General features: G+C 71.0%; 15 protein-coding genes and 1 tRNA gene. 7 read left to right on the top strand and 9 right to left on the bottom strand.

Translation table 11 applies throughout. The annotated features are described in order from the left end of the window. Positions 1-3 precede the first annotated feature (3 nt). Positions 4-252 (bottom strand): hypothetical protein, encoded by a 249-nt coding sequence (locus tag MKK75_RS16440; RefSeq protein ID WP_244043618.1) that lies wholly within the window; start codon positions 250-252, stop codon positions 4-6. 98 nt (positions 253-350) lie between these two features. Between MKK75_RS16440 and queA the strand changes: the two genes are divergently transcribed. Further along, positions 351-1415: a tRNA preQ1(34) S-adenosylmethionine ribosyltransferase-isomerase QueA gene (gene queA, locus MKK75_RS16445; protein WP_244043619.1), complete on the top strand. Its 1065-nt coding sequence runs from the start codon at positions 351-353 to the stop codon at positions 1413-1415. Next, positions 1412-2548: a tRNA guanosine(34) transglycosylase Tgt gene (gene tgt, locus MKK75_RS16450; protein WP_244043620.1), complete on the top strand. Its 1137-nt coding sequence runs from the start codon at positions 1412-1414 to the stop codon at positions 2546-2548. Before queA ends, tgt begins: the two co-directional genes overlap by 4 nt. Positions 2549-2555: 7 nt before the next feature. Here the strand turns inward: tgt and MKK75_RS16455 are convergent, their stop codons facing one another. The 3 genes from MKK75_RS16455 to MKK75_RS16465 form a co-directional block, all read right to left on the bottom strand. Then, complete coding sequence (locus tag MKK75_RS16455) at positions 2556-3611, bottom strand: hypothetical protein (RefSeq protein ID WP_244043621.1); 1056 nt, start codon at positions 3609-3611, stop codon at positions 2556-2558. A 123-nt stretch (positions 3612-3734) separates the two neighbouring features. Next, positions 3735-3811, bottom strand: a tRNA-Pro gene (locus tag MKK75_RS16460). 39 nt (positions 3812-3850) lie between these two features. Beyond that, positions 3851-4579, bottom strand: a complete 729-nt coding sequence (locus MKK75_RS16465; protein ID WP_244043692.1) for a 4'-phosphopantetheinyl transferase family protein — start codon at positions 4577-4579, stop codon at positions 3851-3853. A 136-nt stretch (positions 4580-4715) separates the two neighbouring features. Between MKK75_RS16465 and MKK75_RS16470 the strand changes: the two genes are divergently transcribed. From MKK75_RS16470 to MKK75_RS16480, 3 genes are all read left to right on the top strand, one after another. Beyond that, positions 4716-6011 (top strand): MFS transporter, encoded by a 1296-nt coding sequence (locus MKK75_RS16470; RefSeq protein ID WP_244043622.1) that lies wholly within the window; start codon positions 4716-4718, stop codon positions 6009-6011. 48 nt (positions 6012-6059) lie between these two features. Beyond that, positions 6060-8495, top strand: a complete 2436-nt coding sequence (gene ligA / locus MKK75_RS16475; protein WP_244043623.1) for an NAD-dependent DNA ligase LigA — start codon at positions 6060-6062, stop codon at positions 8493-8495. A gap of 71 nt (positions 8496-8566) precedes the next feature. After that, positions 8567-9436: a 3'-5' exonuclease gene (locus MKK75_RS16480; RefSeq protein ID WP_244043624.1), complete on the top strand. Its 870-nt coding sequence runs from the start codon at positions 8567-8569 to the stop codon at positions 9434-9436. Positions 9437-9442: 6 nt separating this feature from the next. Here MKK75_RS16480 and MKK75_RS16485 read toward each other — a convergent pair whose 3' ends face one another. Next, positions 9443-10492, bottom strand: a complete 1050-nt coding sequence (locus MKK75_RS16485) for a threonine aldolase family protein (protein WP_244043625.1) — start codon at positions 10490-10492, stop codon at positions 9443-9445. A 31-nt stretch (positions 10493-10523) separates the two neighbouring features. After that, positions 10524-11432, bottom strand: coding sequence for an amino acid ABC transporter substrate-binding protein (locus tag MKK75_RS16490; RefSeq protein ID WP_244043626.1), 909 nt, complete (start codon positions 11430-11432; stop codon positions 10524-10526). 115 nt (positions 11433-11547) lie between these two features. On the opposite strand from MKK75_RS16490, the gene MKK75_RS16495 reads away from it, so the two are divergent. After that, entirely contained in the window at positions 11548-12489 is a 942-nt protein-coding gene (locus MKK75_RS16495) for a LysR substrate-binding domain-containing protein (RefSeq protein ID WP_244043627.1), read from the top strand. A gap of 2 nt (positions 12490-12491) precedes the next feature. On the opposite strand, the gene MKK75_RS16500 is transcribed toward MKK75_RS16495, so the two are convergent. Further along, positions 12492-14693, bottom strand: coding sequence for a 3-hydroxyacyl-CoA dehydrogenase NAD-binding domain-containing protein (locus MKK75_RS16500; protein WP_244043628.1), 2202 nt, complete (start codon positions 14691-14693; stop codon positions 12492-12494). Between the two features lie 113 nt (positions 14694-14806). Here MKK75_RS16500 and MKK75_RS16505 point away from each other — a divergent pair, with 113 nt between their 5' ends. Beyond that, positions 14807-15586 carry an EAL domain-containing protein gene (locus MKK75_RS16505; protein WP_244043629.1) on the top strand — a complete coding sequence of 260 codons (780 nt, stop codon included), beginning with the start codon at positions 14807-14809 and terminating at the stop codon, positions 15584-15586. Between the two features lie 31 nt (positions 15587-15617). Here the strand turns inward: MKK75_RS16505 and MKK75_RS16510 are convergent, their stop codons facing one another. Together MKK75_RS16510 and MKK75_RS16515 are read right to left on the bottom strand one after the other, a co-directional pair. After that, a complete protein-coding gene (locus MKK75_RS16510; protein WP_244043630.1) occupies positions 15618-16124 on the bottom strand; it encodes a hypothetical protein in 507 nt (168 codons plus the stop codon). A gap of 190 nt (positions 16125-16314) precedes the next feature. Then, entirely contained in the window at positions 16315-17523 is a 1209-nt protein-coding gene (locus MKK75_RS16515; protein WP_244043631.1) for an acetyl-CoA C-acetyltransferase, read from the bottom strand. Positions 17524-17714 lie beyond the last annotated feature (191 nt).

Genomic DNA, 17714 nt, shown 5'->3' on the forward strand with positions numbered 1-17714 from the left:
TGCCTACGCCCGGGGGGCGGACGGCTCGCCCGTCTCGCTGACGACCAACGCGTCCGGATCCCCGCGAAAGCTGCCCGGGCCCGCATTCGGCACCGGCACGGCCGGGCTGCCGAAGGGCTGGCTCGGATAGGCGTCCTCGAACTTCGCGCGCGCCTCGGTGGGATCCTCGGCCTTCAGGACGATCTCGGGCTTCCCCGGCAGAGGCCACCGCGGATCGGCTTCATCGCGGGGGCGGACGGCGTACCAGGGCATCGTTGCGGGATCTCGCGTCTCGGTGACGCGGAAAACGGCCGCGATCGGCATGGGTTCCGCGGTTGAAACCGCCTGCGGTTCGGTGCACGCAGCCCGCGATGCGCGTGGACCTCTTCGATTTCGACCTGCCCGAGACCAGCATCGCCCTGCGCCCGGCCGAGCCGCGGGATGCCGGACGGCTGCTCGTGGTGCAGCCGGGCGCGGCGCTGTCCGACAGGACCGTGCGCGACCTGCCCGGCGCCCTGCGGGCCGGCGACGCCCTGGTGCTCAACGACACACGGGTGATCCCGGCGCGGCTTCACGGCGTTCGGACGCGGCCCGGCGCAGCCGGACAGCGCACCGAGGCGATGCTGCACCTGCGCGAGGGGCCGGCGCGCTGGCGTGCCTTCGGCCGGCCGGCCAAGCGGCTCGCCCCCGGCGACACGCTGCGCTTCGGCGACCTGACCGCCACGGTGATCGAGAGGGCCGAGGCCGGCGAGATCGTACTCGACTTCGACCGGGCCGGGCCCGCGCTCGACGCCGCCATCGCGGCCGAAGGTGTCCTGCCTCTGCCCCCGTACATCGCCGGCAAGCGCGCCGCCGACGCGCGGGACGCCACGGACTATCAGACGATCTATGCCCGCACCCCCGGCGCCGTCGCGGCCCCCACCGCGGGCCTGCATTTTTCCGAGGCGCTGCTCGCGGACCTCGATGCCGCCGGGCTGCGGCGCCACCACGTCACGCTGCATGTCGGGGCCGGTACCTTCCTCCCGGTGAAGGCCGAGGATACCGAGGGCCACCGGATGCATGCGGAGATCGGCATCCTGGATGCGGCGACGGCCGACGCGCTCAACGCGACGCGCGCCGCGGGCGGCCGGATCGTCGCGGTGGGCACGACCGCCCTGCGCCTGCTGGAGAGCGCCGCGAGCCCGGACGGGATGCTCTCGGCCTTCTCGGGGCCGACCGACATCTTCATCACCCCGGGCTACCGTTTCCGGGTCGTCGATGCCCTGGTGACGAATTTTCACCTGCCCCGGTCGACGCTGTTCATGCTGGTCTCGGCCTTCTCGGGACTCGAGACGATGCGCGCCGCCTATGCGCACGCGATCCGGGCCGGCTACCGGTTCTACTCCTACGGCGACGCCAGCCTGCTCTTCCCGGGGCCGCGCGCGGACCTGACATGACCGATCCCCTTCCCTTCGGCTTCAGCCTGCTGGCGCAGGACGGCACGGCCCGCACCGGCGCGATCGCGACACAGCGCGGCACGATCCGGACGCCGGCCTTCATGCCGGTCGGGACGGCCGCGACCGTCAAGGCGATGTATCCCGGGCAGGTCCGCGACCTTGGCGCCGACGTGGTGCTCGGCAACACCTACCACCTGATGCTGCGCCCCGGCCCCGAGCGGATGGCCCGCCTCGGCGGCCTGCACCGCTTCATGAACTGGGACCGGCCGATCCTGACCGATTCCGGCGGCTTCCAGGTGATGTCGCTCTCCGCTCTGCGGAAGATCGACGAGCAGGGCGTCACCTTCCGCTCGCATATCGACGGGACGGCGCACCACATGAGCCCGGAACGGTCCATCGAGATCCAGGGGCTGCTGGGCTCCGACATCCAGATGCAGCTCGACGAGTGCGTGCGCCTGCCGGCCGACCACGCGGCGATCGAGAAGGCGATGCACCTGTCCCTGCGCTGGGCCGAGCGCTGCAGGGTCGCCTTCGGAGAGCAGCCGGAACGGGCGCTGTTCGGGATCGTGCAGGGGGGCGACGTCCCGGCTTTGCGGATCGAGAGCGCGCGCGCGTTGGCCGAGTTGGATCTCAAGGGCTACGCGGTCGGCGGCCTCGCGGTGGGCGAGCCGCAGGCGGTGATGTTCGCGATGATCGAGACCGTGGAGCCGCACCTGCCCGCCGCCAAGCCCCGCTACCTGATGGGCGTCGGCACGCCGGATGACATCCTGGGCGCGGTGGCCCGCGGCATCGACATGTTCGACTGCGTGATGCCGACCCGCGCCGGCCGTCACGGCCTCGCCTACACCCGCCACGGCCGCGTCAACCTGCGCAACGCCCGCCATGCCGAGGACACGGCACCGCTGGACGAGGCCTCGACCTGCCCGGCGACGCGGGATTATGCGCGCGCCTACCTGCATCACCTCGTCCGTTCGAACGAGATCCTGGGGATGATGCTGCTGACGTGGAACAACCTCGCCTACTATCAGGACCTGATGGCCGGCGCCCGGGCGGCGATCCGAGAGGGACGTTACGCCGATTACTGCAGCGAGACCCGCGCAGGCTGGGCGCGGGCCGAGCGCGCCGTCGCATGAGGCTGCCTCACGGGTGTGCCAGCACCCGGTAGGTGCCGGCCGGATCGTCCGCGCCGGCCGCCACCGCGTCCTTCAGGTCCGCGACGATCCGGGCGGCCACCGGCAGGCGGTAGTGCAGCGCGTCCCAGTAATGCGCGTCCCGCGTGGTGAGCGGCGAGGCGATGCGGAAATCCACCACGGTGGCACCGCGGCGGGCACCGATCGCGGCGACCCGGCGCTTGCAGGCCGCCTCGCGCCGCCCCCGTGCCGTGCCGGGTGCACCCTGCGCAGCCGCATGCACCGGTGTGAAGACCAGGAGCTTCACCGCTCTGGCGGGTACGCGGCTGAGGAGATCGTCGAGGCGCGCGAGCGCCGGCATGGGCGCATCCTCCGGGTCGGAGGCGGCCGCCGGATCTGCGGCGCCCGCGCGGATATGGGCGCGCGCGCGTTCCGGGTCGTAGCGATCCTCCGGCGGCGTGAAGACGGCGTAGCCGTCCCGCCGGATCCGGGGCCGGGCCAGACCGATCCACGCAAGCCCGACCCGCGCCGCCACGGTGACTGCGCGCAGGTTCACCTGCCGCAGCACGCCCCAGGGCGCACCTTCGGCGTAGAGCCAATCCGGAAAGGCGTTGGCCGTGCGCGCGGGCGGATCGGCGGCGCACCAAGTCCCGTCGAGGCCGAACAGGACCGCGCGCACGGGATGGCGTGCGAGGAAGAGCTCGGCCAGGCGGATCTGCTCGTCCGGCGTCGCGGCGTTCACGGCGAGATTCGCGAACCGGACGCCGAAGGCCGCGTCGAGCGCCTCCGGATCGAGCAGCCGCGCGGTCGAGGTCCCGAAGATCGCCGCGTCGAACGACCCGCCCCGGGCAATCTGGGGATAGGAGAGCCGCTGGTTGGCGTCCATGATCGGGCCCGGCGGATGCCCGGGGGCGGCGCGCAGGCCGTAGGGATCGAGCAGGGCCACGAAGGCGATGACCGCGAGGCCGAGGACGGTCACGGCGGCGATGAAGCTGCGCGCGAAGCCGGACCAATGCCGGGCGTTGCCTGTCTTGCCAGCGGAGCGCCCCGGCGATCGCGATGCCATGGATGGCGCTCCCATCCGCTGCGGCCTACCCGTCCCGAGGGACCGACGCAACGGCACGCGACAGCGTCCAATCGTTCCGAACCGGCCCTGATGGCCCGGGAATGACGGGGTCTCGGGAATTCTTGGTCGGAGTGGCAGGATTTGAACCTGCGACCCCCACGTCCCGAACGTGGTGCGCTACCAGACTGCGCTACACTCCGAAGGCCGGCCCGCATCGCTGCCAGGGCCGGCGAGCGGGCTTATAGCCGTGCCTTAGCCGGGCTGCAAGCGCGGTCTCGTCGCTTTAAGCCGAGCCGGTCGGGCCAGTCCGGCGAAAGCGTATGATGCCGGATCGTCGTGTCGTCCGCCCGAACCGCCACGGTGGCGGCATAGCCGGCACCGGCCTCGACCGCAGCGAGGGTCCATCCGGCCGAATCCCGCAGCAGGCGCGGGGCCGCGGGGGGCACAGTCACGCTGAAGCGGTCGAGGGGCAGGCTCAGGCCGGTGCCCTGCGCCTTCACCACCGCCTCCTTGCGGGTCCAAAGCCCGAAGAAGGCGGCCTCGATCGCGTCGGGCGGCAGACTCGCCAGGGCGGCGGCCTCGTCGGGCGCGAAATGCGTCCGCGCAATCCGCACCGCGTCCGGGATCGGCCTGATCAGCTCGATATCGACGCCGATGGCTGTCGGGCCCGCGAGACCGATGAGGGCGCGGGCTCCCGAATGCGACAGGTTGAACGCCGCGGGGCTTCCGAAGGCGCGCGCGAGTTCCGGCTTGCCGGTGGCATTCGCGGTCAGGCGGATCTCGGACGGCGCGCAGGCGCACGCTTCCGCCAGAACCAGCCGGAGCGCCGCATGGCTTGCTATGTAGCGCGCGCGATCCACGGGCCGCAGGAACCGGTCGCCGCGTTCACGCTCCGATCGGTCGAGCACCGGCGCGCATCGATCGAGCCCGTCCGCCGAAACGGCGAGATCGACCAGCCACACGTCCACCGCGCTCAAGCGCCGCCTCGCGGCCGCCTGACGCAGGGAATAAGGTCGCGCGATGATGGGGGCACGGGGGCGCATCCGGTGACGACGGCATGAGGAGCATCGCGCCACGGCGCGCAACGGGCAAGGTCCGCCGCAGGTGAGCGGTCCGGCCGCGCTTCCCGTCGAGGCATCCCTGCGCGAGCCGCCGAGCCTCGCCGGCCGCCGCACCCGCTACGGCGTGTTCTTCGCGACCTACCTCTATCAGGGCGTGATCGCCGGCTTCTCGCTCACGGCGCTGGCCAACCATCTGACCGCCCGGGGCGTGTCGGCGGCTGAGATCGGCTTCCACTTCGCCCTTGCGGGCCTCCCCTGGACCCTCCAGCCGATCCTCTGGGGTCCGGTCGTCGATCGGGCCGGCGATTTCCGGATGGGGCGGCGCCGGGCCTTCGCGGTCGCGGCGGTCCTAGGCTGCCACGCCGCCCTGGCGCTTCTGCTGTGGGGCGCCGAGGATCGCATCGGCTGGCTCGGCCTGATCTTCCTGGGGCACAGCCTGTGCGCGTCCCTGCTCGACACGGCCTGCGACCGAATGATCATGGACCACGTGCCCGCCGCCGAACTCGGCCGGGTGAGCGGCTGCACGCGGGCGGGTTTCGTCGCCGGGAGCAGCCTCAGCGCGGCCGCCTTCGGGTGGATGCTCACGGCCTACGGCTTCGCGGTCAGCGCGCGCTGGCTCCTCGCGGCCGCCGTGCTGGCGAGCGTGCCGATCCTGCTGGTCAGAGAGGCGCCGGCGGATGCGCTCGTCACGCTGGCGCGACGCGGATCGGCGCCGCGGCGCCTGCCCTTTCGCCGCTTCCTGCGCCGCCTGATCGCGAGCCTCCGCCGACCACGGGCGCTGCGTCTCCTCGCCCTTTGCTTCAGCCTCGATGGCGCGCTCGGCCTGTTCGAGCTGCCCTTCTCGGTGGATCTGCTGCAGCGTCAGGCGTGGGATCCGGCCGCCTTGTCCCGCCTCCAGGCCGGCCTTGCGTTGGCGAGCGGGACGGCCGGCGCGCTGGCGGTCGGGTTCTGGTCCGACCGGGCCGGACCCGTGAGGCCGCTGCGCGTGCTCCTGATCGCCAGCGCCGGCACCTTCCTGCTGGCGGGCGCGCTGATCGCGTCGGACCTCGTCGGCGCGGCCGGACCGGTGATCCTGGCCCTGACGAGTACGCTGCCCGGCCTGCTGATCGTCGCGCTGATGCCGGCCCTGCTCCAGGCCAGCCAGGGGCGCGCGGGCGCGGCGACGCAGTTCGAGGTCTACATGGCGGCGATGAATCTCGGCTCCGTCGCCGGCACCGCCCTGGCCGGGTGGCTGGCGCCGATCCTGCCGCTGGCGGGGGTGGCGCTGTTCGTCGCGGCGGTCTTCCTGGGGGCATTCCGGCTAGCCGGCCGCGGCGATCTGCTGAGCCCCCGTGGGTGAGGGAAAACGGCGACTCCCGGCGGGCCGCCGATGCGCTAGAACCCCGCCATGGCCGCCGTGAAACCCGATACGCCCGATCTCGACCTGACCGCCGAGGAGGCCCGCGCCGAGCACGCGCGCGTCTCAGAGGCGATCCTTGAGGCCGATCGGCTTTACTATCAGGAGGATGCGCCCGAGATCTCGGACGCGGAGTACGACCGCCTGCGCCGATCCCTGGAGACCCTCGAGACCCGTTTCCCGAACCTCGCCGGGACGGGCGCGGCCAGCACGTCGGTGGGCGCCAAGCCTTCGGAGAAATTCGCCAAGGTGCGGCACGCCGTGCCGATGCTCTCGCTGGGCAACGCCTTCGACGACGCGGAGGTGGCCGAGTTCGTGGCCCGGGTGCGGCGTTTCCTCGGCTGGCCGGCGGACACGCCGCTGGCCTTCACCGCCGAGCCGAAGATCGACGGTCTGTCTCTGTCGCTCCGTTACGTGAACGGTCGCCTCGACACGGCGGCCACCCGCGGCGACGGCGAGGTCGGCGAGAACGTCACCGCCAACGCCCGGACCGTGCAGGACATCCCCGGGACGCTGGCGGGCTCCGGATGGCCGGAGATCTGCGAGGTGCGCGGCGAGATCTACCTGTCGCACGCCGATTTCGCCGCCATCAACGCGCGGCAGGACGCGGCGGCCAAGCCGCTCTTCGCCAACCCACGCAACGCGGCCGCCGGCAGCTTGCGCCAGCTCGATCCCGGGATCACCGCGTCCCGGCCGCTGCGGTTCTTCGCCTATGCCTGGGGCGAGCTCTCGGCGCCCGTCGCCGAGACGCAGACCGGCGTCCTGCGGCGCTTCGGGGAGTGGGGCCTGCCGGTGAATCCGCTGACCCGGACCTTCACGGATGTGGAGGCGATGCTCGAGCATTATCGCCGGATCGAGGCGGATCGGGCCGGGCTCGGCTACGACATCGACGGCGTGGTCTACAAGGTCGATGACCTCGGCTTACAGAAGCGGCTCGGCTTCGTCTCGCGCTCGCCCCGTTGGGCGCTCGCCCACAAGTTCGCCGCCCAGGAGGCGACGACTTTGGTGGAAGACATCGTCATCAATGTCGGTCGTACCGGGTCTCTGAACCCGCTCGCGAAGCTGCGGCCGGTGACGGTGGGCGGCGTGGTGGTATCCAACGCCACGCTCCACAACGAGGGCTACGTGAAGGGCGTCGGCGCCGATGGCGAGCCGATCCGCGACGGCCGCGACATCCGCATCGGCGATACGGTGACGGTGGTCCGGGCCGGCGACGTCATCCCGAAGGTGATGGATGTCGATCTCACCAAGCGCCCCGCAGATTCGCAGCCGTACGTCTTCCCGGAGACCTGCCCGGCCTGCGGCAGCCGTGCGGTCCGCGCCGTCAATCCGCGCACCGGCCGCCCCGACGCGGTGCGCCGCTGCACCGGCGGCCTGATCTGCCCGGCGCAGGGGGTGGAGCGGCTGAAGCACTTCGTGTCGCGCAACGGCTTCGACATCGAGGGGTTTGGCGAGACCTACATCGAGGTGCTGTTCGAGGCGGGCCTCGTGCGCCAGCCCGCTGACCTGTTCCGGCTCGACTTCGACAGGCTGAAGGCCGCCATCGTGGCCCGGCGCGAGGCGCTGTCGGCCGAGCGGCGCGCCGAAGCCGGGGCTGCCGAGCCACCGAAGAAAGCCGCCAAGAAGAAGGGCGAGGAGGACGACAAGGCGATCAAGAACCTGCTCGCCGGCGTCGAGGCCCGGCGCCGGGTGCCGATGAACCGGCTGCTCTTCGCGCTGGGCATCCCGCAGATCGGCGAGGCGACCGCCAAGGCGCTGGCCAAGCGGTTTGCCGACATGCCGACGCTGATCGCGGCGATCTGCGAGGCCGCCGCGGTGCCTCCGGGAGACGACTGGGTCGAGCTGACCGCCGTACCAAGGGTCGGTGGGACGACCCGGGACCGCCTGCTGGATCTCGGCTTCCCAGATGACGGCGAGGCACCGTCCGATCGACCACGCCCTCGCCTCAGCGCGCCGCAGCGGGACAATCTCCTCCAGCATTACGGCGATGCCGACCGTGTGCGGGCCGCCCTCGCCCGGGCTGCGGCGCAGCGCCCCGGGGATGCCTACCGCCTGTTCGCCGACGACGGCGAGATCGGGCCGGTGGCGACCGACGCGCTGATCCTGTTCTTCTCCGAACCCCACAACGCCGATGCCATCGCCGCCCTCCTCGAAGAGGTCGACGTCGAGCCGATGGAGCGGCCGGCTTCGGCCTCGGCCTTCGCGGGCAAGACCGTCGTGTTCACCGGCACCCTGGAGAAGATGACCCGCAACGAGGCCAAGGCCGTCGCCGAACGCCTGGGTGCCAAGGTCTCGGGCTCGGTCTCGGCGAAGACCGATCTGGTGGTGGCCGGCCCCGGGGCGGGCTCCAAGCTGAAGGACGCGCAGAAGCACGGCGTCCGGGTCGTCTCGGAAGACGACTGGCTCGGAATGGTGGCGCAGGGTTGATGCCCGAGTCCGGTCGGCCTAGACCGCTCGGCGAACACCCCGAGAACTCCCGCCCGGTAGGTCGCCCCCAGATGACGGTCCTGGCCCTCGACTTCGAGACGGCCAACGAGCGGCGCGACAGCGCCTGCGCGGTAGGTCTCGCCTGGATCGCGGATGGCCGTGTGATCCGCCGAAAGAGCCACCTGATCCGGCCGCCCGAGATGCGCTTCTCGCCCGGCAACATCCGGGTTCACGGCATCCAGCCGGCCGATGTCGCCGATGCGCCGGATTTCGCCACCGCGATGGCGCCGTATCTGGCGGATCTGCGGCGCGGTCTGATCCTGGCGCACAATGCGAGCTTCGATATCGGCGTGTTGCGCGCCGGGCTGGTGCGGGCCGGCCTGCCGGTGCCGGATTTCTCCTATCTTTGCACCGTCCAGGTCGCGCGCCGGGTGTTTCCGGCGCCGGAGGGCTGCGGGCTCGGAAAGGTCGCCCGGCGGCTGGGCATCCAGTTCGAGCACCACGATGCCGGCGAGGACGCCTATGCCTGCGCCGCGATCGCGCTGGCTGCGATGCGCGAGCGGGAGGCCGCCGACGTCCACGCGCTGGCCGCCGCGATCGGCCTGCCGATCATGCGGGCGGTCGGCGGCCCCGCCGTACCGCGACGGGCCCCGGGGGCAATCAGCGGGCGGGCGATGGCAGTCGTCCCGCAGACACCGGCGGCCCTGCACTTTGCCATGCGGGGATCCACCGGCAACCGGTACGACGTGAGCCTCGAGGAGCGGCCCGGCGGCCCGCAGCTGCGCTGTACCTGCACGGCTGGCCGCTGCGGCGTGCGCTGCCGCCACGTGAAGGCGCTGGAGGTCGGCGACATCACCGACCTGCTCTCCGACAACGCCGCCGATGTCGTGCTGCTTGCCCGCATGCTCGGCATGAAGGCGCGGGTCGCCGGAGCGGCCTGAGGCAGATCAGGCCGCGTCGAGGCAGGTCCGGAAGGCGGCAACGGCGCGGTCGATAGCGGCGGCCGCGATGTGCCGGTGCGTCACGAGCCGCAGCCGCATCGGGCCCAGCGGCCGGGTGCGGATCCCCGCGGCGTCGAGATCCGACACCCAGCGGGCGCTGTCGCGGCCGGTCCGCGCCAGATCGACCTGCACGATGTTGGTCTGCGGCACCTTCGCCGACAGGCGCGGCCCGAGGGCATTCAGCCCATCGCTGAGCTGCCGGGCGCGCGCGTGGTCCTCCCCCAGCCGCGCGCCCATGGCGGTGATCGCCTCCAGGCCCGCCGCCGCGACGACGCCCACCTGCCGCTGGGTTCCGCCGATCATCTTGCGCAGGCGCCGGGCCGCCGCGATGGCTGGCCCGTCGCCGACGAGCACTGCGCCCATCGGAGCGCTCAGCCCCTTCGACAGGCAGAGCGACACCGTGTCGACATGCGCGGCGAGGGCGGCCGGCGGGACGCCGAGATGCGTCGCGGCGTTGAACAGGCGGGCTCCGTCGAGATGGACCGGGATGCCACGTGCCCGGGCGATCTCGGCCACCGCCGCCATGTGGGCGGGCGGCAGCACCGTGCCCCCGGCGGCGTTGTGCGAGGTCTCCAGAGCGATCAGGGCGGTCCGGAGCGGGCTCGCGGACGGGTGCAGCGCCGCCTCCAGGCGATCGAGATCCATGGCGCCGTCCACGCCCGGGATCCCGAGCAGGAACGCCCCCGTGAGCGTGGCGGCCCCGCGCTCGGTGTTGAGCATGTGGGCCTGGGCTTCGAGCAGCACCTGCTCGCTGCGCTGGACTTGCACCAGGATCGTCAGGAGGTTGCCCATCGTGCAGCTCGGCACGAACAGGCCGGCGGCCTTGCCGAGCATCGCGGCCGCCGTGTCCTCCAGCGCAACCGCGGTCGGATCGGCGTCGAGCCCGTCATCACCCAAAGGCGCGGACCGCATCCGTTCGAACATCGCCTCGGTCGGCCGCGTCACCGTATCGCTGCGCAGATCCACGACGGCTGGGGATTCGGCGACCTGAGTCATGTCACTTTGCATCTCGAACGCGCCGGCCGTCCTAACGATAGGCGGCCTCATCGCCGGAATCGGTCGGGTTGGCCAGGGCGCGCTTGAGCACGTCGCTCATCGGCAGTTCGAGGTTGATACCCTTCGGGGGGATCGGCTGCTCGAAGTAGCGGCTGTAGAGCTGCGCCACGGTGCCGTCCTCGATCAGCTCGACCACCGCCTTGTCGACCGCCGCCTTGAAGGCCGGATCGTCCTTCGGCTCCAGGATGCCGTAGGGCGCGAATTCGAGTCCCGTGGTGCCGATCTTGTAGTCCGCAGGTCGCTTCGCCCCCGCAACTGTGGCGTGCGCTAGCGCATCGTCGTTGATCGCTCCGGCGGCGCGGCCCGTCTCGACCAGCAGAAACACCTCGGCGGTGTCCTTGGCGGGCATCACCTGGATGTCGAGCTTGTCGCGCACGTTGATTCGCGTGGCGACGCGCTGGGTCTCGCCACCGGCCTGCGCCGAGATCGCCTTGCCGCGGAACGAGGCGATGTCGTTCACGTCCACCGGCGTGTCCTTCTTGGCCACCAGCACCACCTGCGCCACGAAGGTGGTCGGCGCGAAGGAGACCAGCTTGTGCCGCTCCGACAGGTTGCTGGCGGTGCCGCATTCGAGATCGATCGTGCCGTTGTTGATCAGCGGGATCCGGGTCGCCGACATCACCGGCACATGGCGGATGTCGAGCTTGGGCAGGCCGAGCGCCCCCTTCAGCTTCTGCGCGACGTGTTCGCATATCTCAAGCGAATAGCCGACCGGCTTGGCGTTCTGGTCCAGAAAGCCGAAAGGCGGCGACGCGTCGGGGAAACCGATACTGATCTGGCCCGTCGTTCGGATCTTGTCGAGGCGCCCCTCCGCGGCCGACGGCGCGGCGAGCCCGGCCCAGCACAACGAAGCCACGACGAGCGAAAGCGTCCTCGACACGATCCGAACCCCCCGGTTATGCCCGACTCGGCATCCCAGCTTTGCCGGATGATCCTAGGGGCGGCGGCGCGCCGACGTCCAATGCCGATTCATGGCCCGAGCATACGGATCTGATATGGCCGCACGCCGCATGACCTTTCGGCACATCGAGGCCTTCCGGGCCGTGGTGGCCGCCGGCTCCATGACCGAGGCGAGCCGCCGGCTCCACACCTCGCAACCACAGGTGAGCCGCCTGATCGCGCAGCTCGAGGTGATCACCGGCCTGCCGCTGTTCGACCGCAGCGGCAGCCGGGTCGTGCCCTCCCTCGACGGCACGCGCTTCCATGCCGAGGTGGAGCGGGCCTTCGTCGGTCTCACCAGCCTGGAGGCGGCGGCCACGCGCATCCGCGCTTTCGGCGCCGAGCGGCTGCGGGTCGCCGCGATGCCCCGGCTGGCCGGGGGCCTCCTGGCGCGGGCGGTGGTGCGCTTCCGCGCCGCGCATCCCGACGTGATCGTGGCGATCCATTCGGGCGACGACGCGACCGTGAACCACTGGATCGCCACCGGCTTCTGCGACGCCGCGCTTACGATGCTCTACGGCGACATCCCGGATGCCAGCGATCACGTCGAGACGCGGGCCTGCGTGGCGGTGCTGCCGCGGAACCACCCGCTCGCCGCGCGCACGGCGCTCGGCCCGGAGGATTTCCGCGAGGTGCCCTTCGTCGCGGCCGCGCTCGGCAGCGCCCTGCGCGATCGGACCGAGGCCGTGTTCGCGGCGGCCGGCGTCGCGCTGACCATCACCGCCGAGGCGGGGCTCGGCGCCTCGATCTGCACCCTCGTCTCGGCCGGGCTCGGGCTCAGCATCATGAACCCGCTGGCCGCCCATGAGGAGGCGAAGGTCTCGCCGATCGCGATCCGGCCCTTCGCTCCCGCCCTGCCGGTACATTTCGCGCTGCTGTTCCCGCCCGATCACGCGCGGGGACGGTTGATGCGGGCCTTCGGCGCCTGCGCGCGGACGGTCCTGCTGGAGGAACTTGCCGGGCTGCCGGACGCCGCGATCGGGCGTCCCGCGGCCTGAGTTCAGGCGGCGCGCTTCTGAGCGTCTCCGTAGAAGGTGCCGCCCCGCTCGGCCATGGCGGCGAGGGTGTCGGGCACCCGGAACCGCGGACCGTGCGCGGCCTCCAGCTTCCGGGCCAGATCGACGAAGGCCGCCGCGCCCATGAAGTCGATGTAGGACAAGGCCCCCCCGGTGAACGGTGCGAAACCGAAGCCGAGGATCGACCCGACATCCGCCTCGCGCGGGTCGGTCACCACCCCCTCGCCCACCGTGCGGGCGGCCTCCAGCGCCTGCACGACCAGAAGCCGCTGCTTCAGCTCGTCGAAGTCCACGGATTCGGGGTCGAGCCGGTTCGGCTGCAGGTCCTTCAGACCGGGCCAGAGGCGCTTCGGCGCGCCTTCGGGATAATCGTAGAAGCCCTTGCGGTTCTTCCGGCCGAGGCGGCCCTGCTTCTCCACCAACGCGGACAGGATCGCCTTCTGCGCCGGATCGACCGCCCCCGCCCCGACCTGGGCCTCGGTGGCCTTGGCGATCTTGAGCACCAGATCGAGGGCGACCTCGTCGTTGAGCGAGAGCGGCCCGACCGGCATGCCCGCCTGACGGCCGGCGCTCTCGATCATGGCGGGCGGCACACCCTCGGCCAGCATCTTGTGGCCTTCGAGGATGTAGGCCCCGACGCAGCGGTTGGCGAAGAAGCCGCGGGCGTCGTTGACGACGATCGGGGTCTTCTTGATCAGCCGCACGTAGTCGAGGGCCGCGGCGAGCGCCGCATCGCCGGTCGCCTCGCCCCTGATGATCTCGACCAGCATCATCTTCTCCACCGGCGAGAAGAAGTGGATGCCGACGAACTGGTCCGGCCGCTGCGAGCTCATGGCGAGCCCGGTGATCGGCAGCGTCGAGGTGTTGGAGGCGAAGATCGCGTCGGGGCGGATCACCGCCTCGACCTTCCGGATCACCTCGGCCTTCACCTTCGGATCCTCGAACACCGCCTCGATCACGAGGTCGCATTCGGCGAGCGCAGCGTAGTCGGCGGTGGCCTGGATGCGGCCGAGCAGCGCGTCGCGGTCGGCGGTCTTGGCGCGGCCCTTGTTGATCTGGCCGGTGATCAGCGTGTGGGCGTAGGCCTTGCCCTTCTCGGCGGCCTCGCCCGACTGGTCGACCAGCACCACCTCGATCCCGGCCTGAGCGGTGACGTAGGCCACCCCCGCCCCCATGAAGCCGGCGCCGATCACGCCGACCTTGCGCAGGTTCGTCGCCGGCACGTCCTTCGGCCGGCGTGCACCCTTGTTCAGCTCGCCCATGGAGATGAACAGCGTGCGGATCATAGCCGCCGCCTCCTTGCTGCGCAGGATATGCGCGAAGTACCGGCTCTCGACCCGCAAGGCGAGGTCCATCGGCAGTTGCAGGCCCTCGTACACCGAGGCCAGGATCGCCTTGGCGGCCGGATAGTTGTCGTGGGTCTCGCGCCGGTAGATCGCGTTGGCCGGCGGCCAGATCATCATGCCGGCGGGCGAATAAACCTTGCCAGAGAGCGCCTTGAACTTCGGCACGTCCCAGGGCGCCACCGCGGAGCCGCCCTCACGAATCCAGGCCTTGGCGCGCTCGACGATCTCGGCCTGCGGCGCCACCGCGTGGATCAGGCCCATGCCCTTGGCCATCGGCGCACGGATCTGCTCGCCCTTGAACAGCATCTGCAGGGCGTCGCCGGTTTGCATCAGCCGGGCGACGCGCTGCGTGCCGCCGCCGCCCGGGAACAGGCCGACCTTGATCTCCGGCAGGCCGACCCGGGTCCTCGCGTCGTCCGACGCGACCCGGTGATGGCACGACAGGGCCAATTCGAAGGCGCCGCCCAGGCACAGGCCTTGGATCGCCGCCGCGAAGGGCTTGCCGCAGGTCTCCAGGCGCCGGAACAGCAGCGACAAGCGCCGGGAGGCCTCGAAGAAGTGGCGCATCGCCACCTCCTCGCCCTGCCCGGCCTTGAGCGTCTCGTAGGCGAGGCCCAGGCCCTGCAGCATGGTGAGGTCGGCACCACCTGAAAAATTGTCCTTGCCGGTGGCGATCACGCAGCCCTTGATCGCGGGATCGGAGGCGACCTGCTCGATGATCTGCTCGAGCTGGTCCATCACGCCTTCGGTAATGACGTTCATCGAGCGGCCGGGCATGTCCCAGGTCGCCAGGGCGATGCCGTCGGCATCGGTCTCGAACCGGAAATCGGTCAGCGTCATCGTGCCGTCCTCCCTGGAAAGCGTCGGCGAGATGCCAAAGCGGTTGCGTTAAGGTTGTGTAGAGTGCGTTCAGGCAGGGTTCGCCAGTCGGGGGGCACCGACGGAACGCAGTCATGACGAAGGAAACCGGGTGTCGCGCCTGCCGCGCGGGCACCGCCCTCGACTTCGAATTCTCGATGGCCTTCCAGCCGATCGTCGATATCGGCACGGGATCCGTCTGGGCCTACGAGGCCCTGGTGCGCGGCCCGAACGGGGAGCCGGCGCCGACGGTGCTCGGGCGGGTGACGAACGACAACCGCTACCAGTTCGACCAAGCCGCCCGTGTCCGAGCGATCGAGCTCGCCGGACGGCTCTTCCCGCGGGACAGCGGCACCCGGCTCTCGATCAACTTCATGCCGAACGCGGTCTACGAGCCGGTCGCCTGTATCCGCGCCTCGCTGGAGGCGGCGCGGCGCGTCGATTTCGCCCATCAGCGCCTGATGTTCGAATTCACCGAACAGGAGCGTTTCAAAGACATCGCGCATGTGCAGCGGATCGTCGCCGCTTATCGGAGGCAGGGCTTCCTCACGGCGCTCGACGATTTCGGCGCGGGCTTCGCGGGCTTGAGCCTGCTGGCCAATTTCCGCCCGGACCTGATCAAGATCGACATGGATCTGCTGCGCGGGCTGGACACCGATGCCGGTCGCCACGCCATCGTGTCGGGTGTCGTCGCCATCGCCCGGGCGCTCGACGTGACGGTACTGGCCGAGGGCATCGAGACTGCGGCGGAACGCGAAGCGCTGCGCGCCCTCGGCATCACGCTGATGCAGGGCTACCACTTCGCCAAGCCGATGCTGGAGGCGCTGCCCCCGGTCGCCGGCTTCGCGCCCATAGCCGCCGCACGCGCGGCCTGAGGCCAGCCGGGCGCGCGCGGCGGCCATCGGCCTACTTCTGCGTCGGTGCGGGCGCCGCAGCCGGCGGCATCGGCGGAGCGCCGGTCTTCGGCGCATTGTCGGTGGCGGAGGCCACCGCCAGCATGTTCAGCAGCTTGGTCACCGAGTTCTGCGAGATCGCCGTCACGGCGGAATTCGGATCGGCGTTCATCGTCTGGAACTTGAGGTAGGTCGGGTCGGAGTAGATCTCGTCGAGGTGCTTCAGCTCCGCGAGGCTGAACTTCTCCGCGTATTCCTTCGACAGACCCTCGACCATGATACCGCGCTGCTTCTCGAACTCGTCGGTGAGTTCCTTGCGCACGGCCTCGGCGCGGGCCTCCGGCATCGGCGCGACGGTCTTCTCCAGCGCGACGTTGAAGCCGGCCTGCAGGTTCTTGATCAGGGTCTTGTTCACAAGCGTCGTGGCGGCGGCGACGCGATCCGCCGCCTCGTCGGCGCGGGCGGCGAGCGGCAGGCTCAGTGTGACGCCGAGGCACAGCGTCGCGATCAGGCGGTTCAAGGGCTTGTCTCCCATGGTCTTATCGTCCGGCCCGGATGCGGGCCGGTCGTCGCCCGCGCCTCTACAGCATCGTGCCGGATATCGGAACCGGCCCAGGGCCGTAGATGATTGTGACGCATCGTCTTTTTCCGGAAGATGGTGCGTCCGACATGAGGCGATGCGCCGGCAGTGCTCCCCGACGATGCGTCGGTCAAACCCGCTCGATGATCGTCGCCGTGCCCATGCCGGCACCGATGCACAGCGTGACCAGCGCCCGCTCCTTGCCGGTCCGCTCCAGCTCGTCGAGCGCCGTGCCGAGGATCATGGCTCCGGTCGCCCCGAGCGGATGGCCGAGCGCGATGGCGCCGCCGTTGACGTTGACCGCTTCCGGATCGAGGTCGAAGGCTTGGTAGAAGCGCAGGACCACCGCCGCGAAGGCCTCGTTCACCTCGAACAGGTCGATATCTGACACGCTCATCCCGGCCCTGGCCAGGACCTTGCGGGTGACATCGACCGGGCCGGTGAGCATCAGGGCCGGGTCGGAGCCGATATTGGCGAATGCCCGGATCCGCGCCCGCGGACGCAGGCCCGTGGCCTCGCCGGCGGCCTTCGAGCCGACCAGCACCGCGGCTGCCCCGTCCACGATGCCGGAGGAATTGCCGGCGTGGTGGACGTGGTCCACCGCCTCGACGTCGGGATGCGCGTCGGTCGCGACGGCGTCGAAGCCGCCCATCTGGCCCATCTGGACGAAGGAGGCCTTCAGCGCGGCGAGCGACTGCATGTCGGTGCCGGGGCGCATGTGCTCGTCGCGGTCGAGCAGGGTGATGCCGTTCACGTCGCGCACGGGGACGACGGAGCCATCGAACAGCCCCTCGCCCCAGGACTTGGCAGCCCGCTCCTGGGAGCGGACAGCGTAGGCGTCGCAATCGTCCCGGGAGAAGCCGTACTTGGTGGCGATCAGGTCGGCCGAGACGCCCTGCGGCATGAAGTAGGACTTGATGGCGATCGCCGGATCGACCGGCCAGGCGCCCCCCGACGCGCCGATGCCGATGCGGCTCATCGATTCGACGCCGCCGCCCACCGCCATCGCGTGCTGGCCGCTCATGACCTGCGCGGCCGCGAAATTCACCGCATCGAGGCCGGAGGCGCAGAACCGGTTGATCTGCACACCGGGCACGTGGGCGCCGTAATCCGCCACCAGCGCCGCCGCCCGGGCAATGTCGCCGCCGGCCTCGCCCACCGGGTCGACGCAGCCCAGGATCACATCGTCCACGAGGCCGGTATCGAGCCCGGTACGGTCCTTGAGGGCGCGGAGCGCCGTCTCGGCGAGGCGCAACGCCGTGACCTCGTGCAGGGAGCCGTCCGCCTTGCCGCGTCCGCGGGGTGTGCGCACATGATCGTAGATGAAGGCGTCCGTCATCAGCACTCCCCGGGGTGTCGGTCCTCGCCTCGCGGCGACGCGGCCTTACAGGGCCGTCTGGGTTCGCACCAGTGTGCCACGGCGCGCGCGCCCTCGGCCAGCCCCCATCGCGGGGAGCCGGCTGAGGACGCGTGACAGCGCAGAGGATTTGGCAGCGATCTTCTCGGAGGCGCATCGATCTCGCGGGATCG

This window comes from Methylobacterium sp. J-030 (genome assembly GCF_022829545.1).
Lineage (GTDB): Bacteria > Pseudomonadota > Alphaproteobacteria > Rhizobiales > Beijerinckiaceae > Methylobacterium.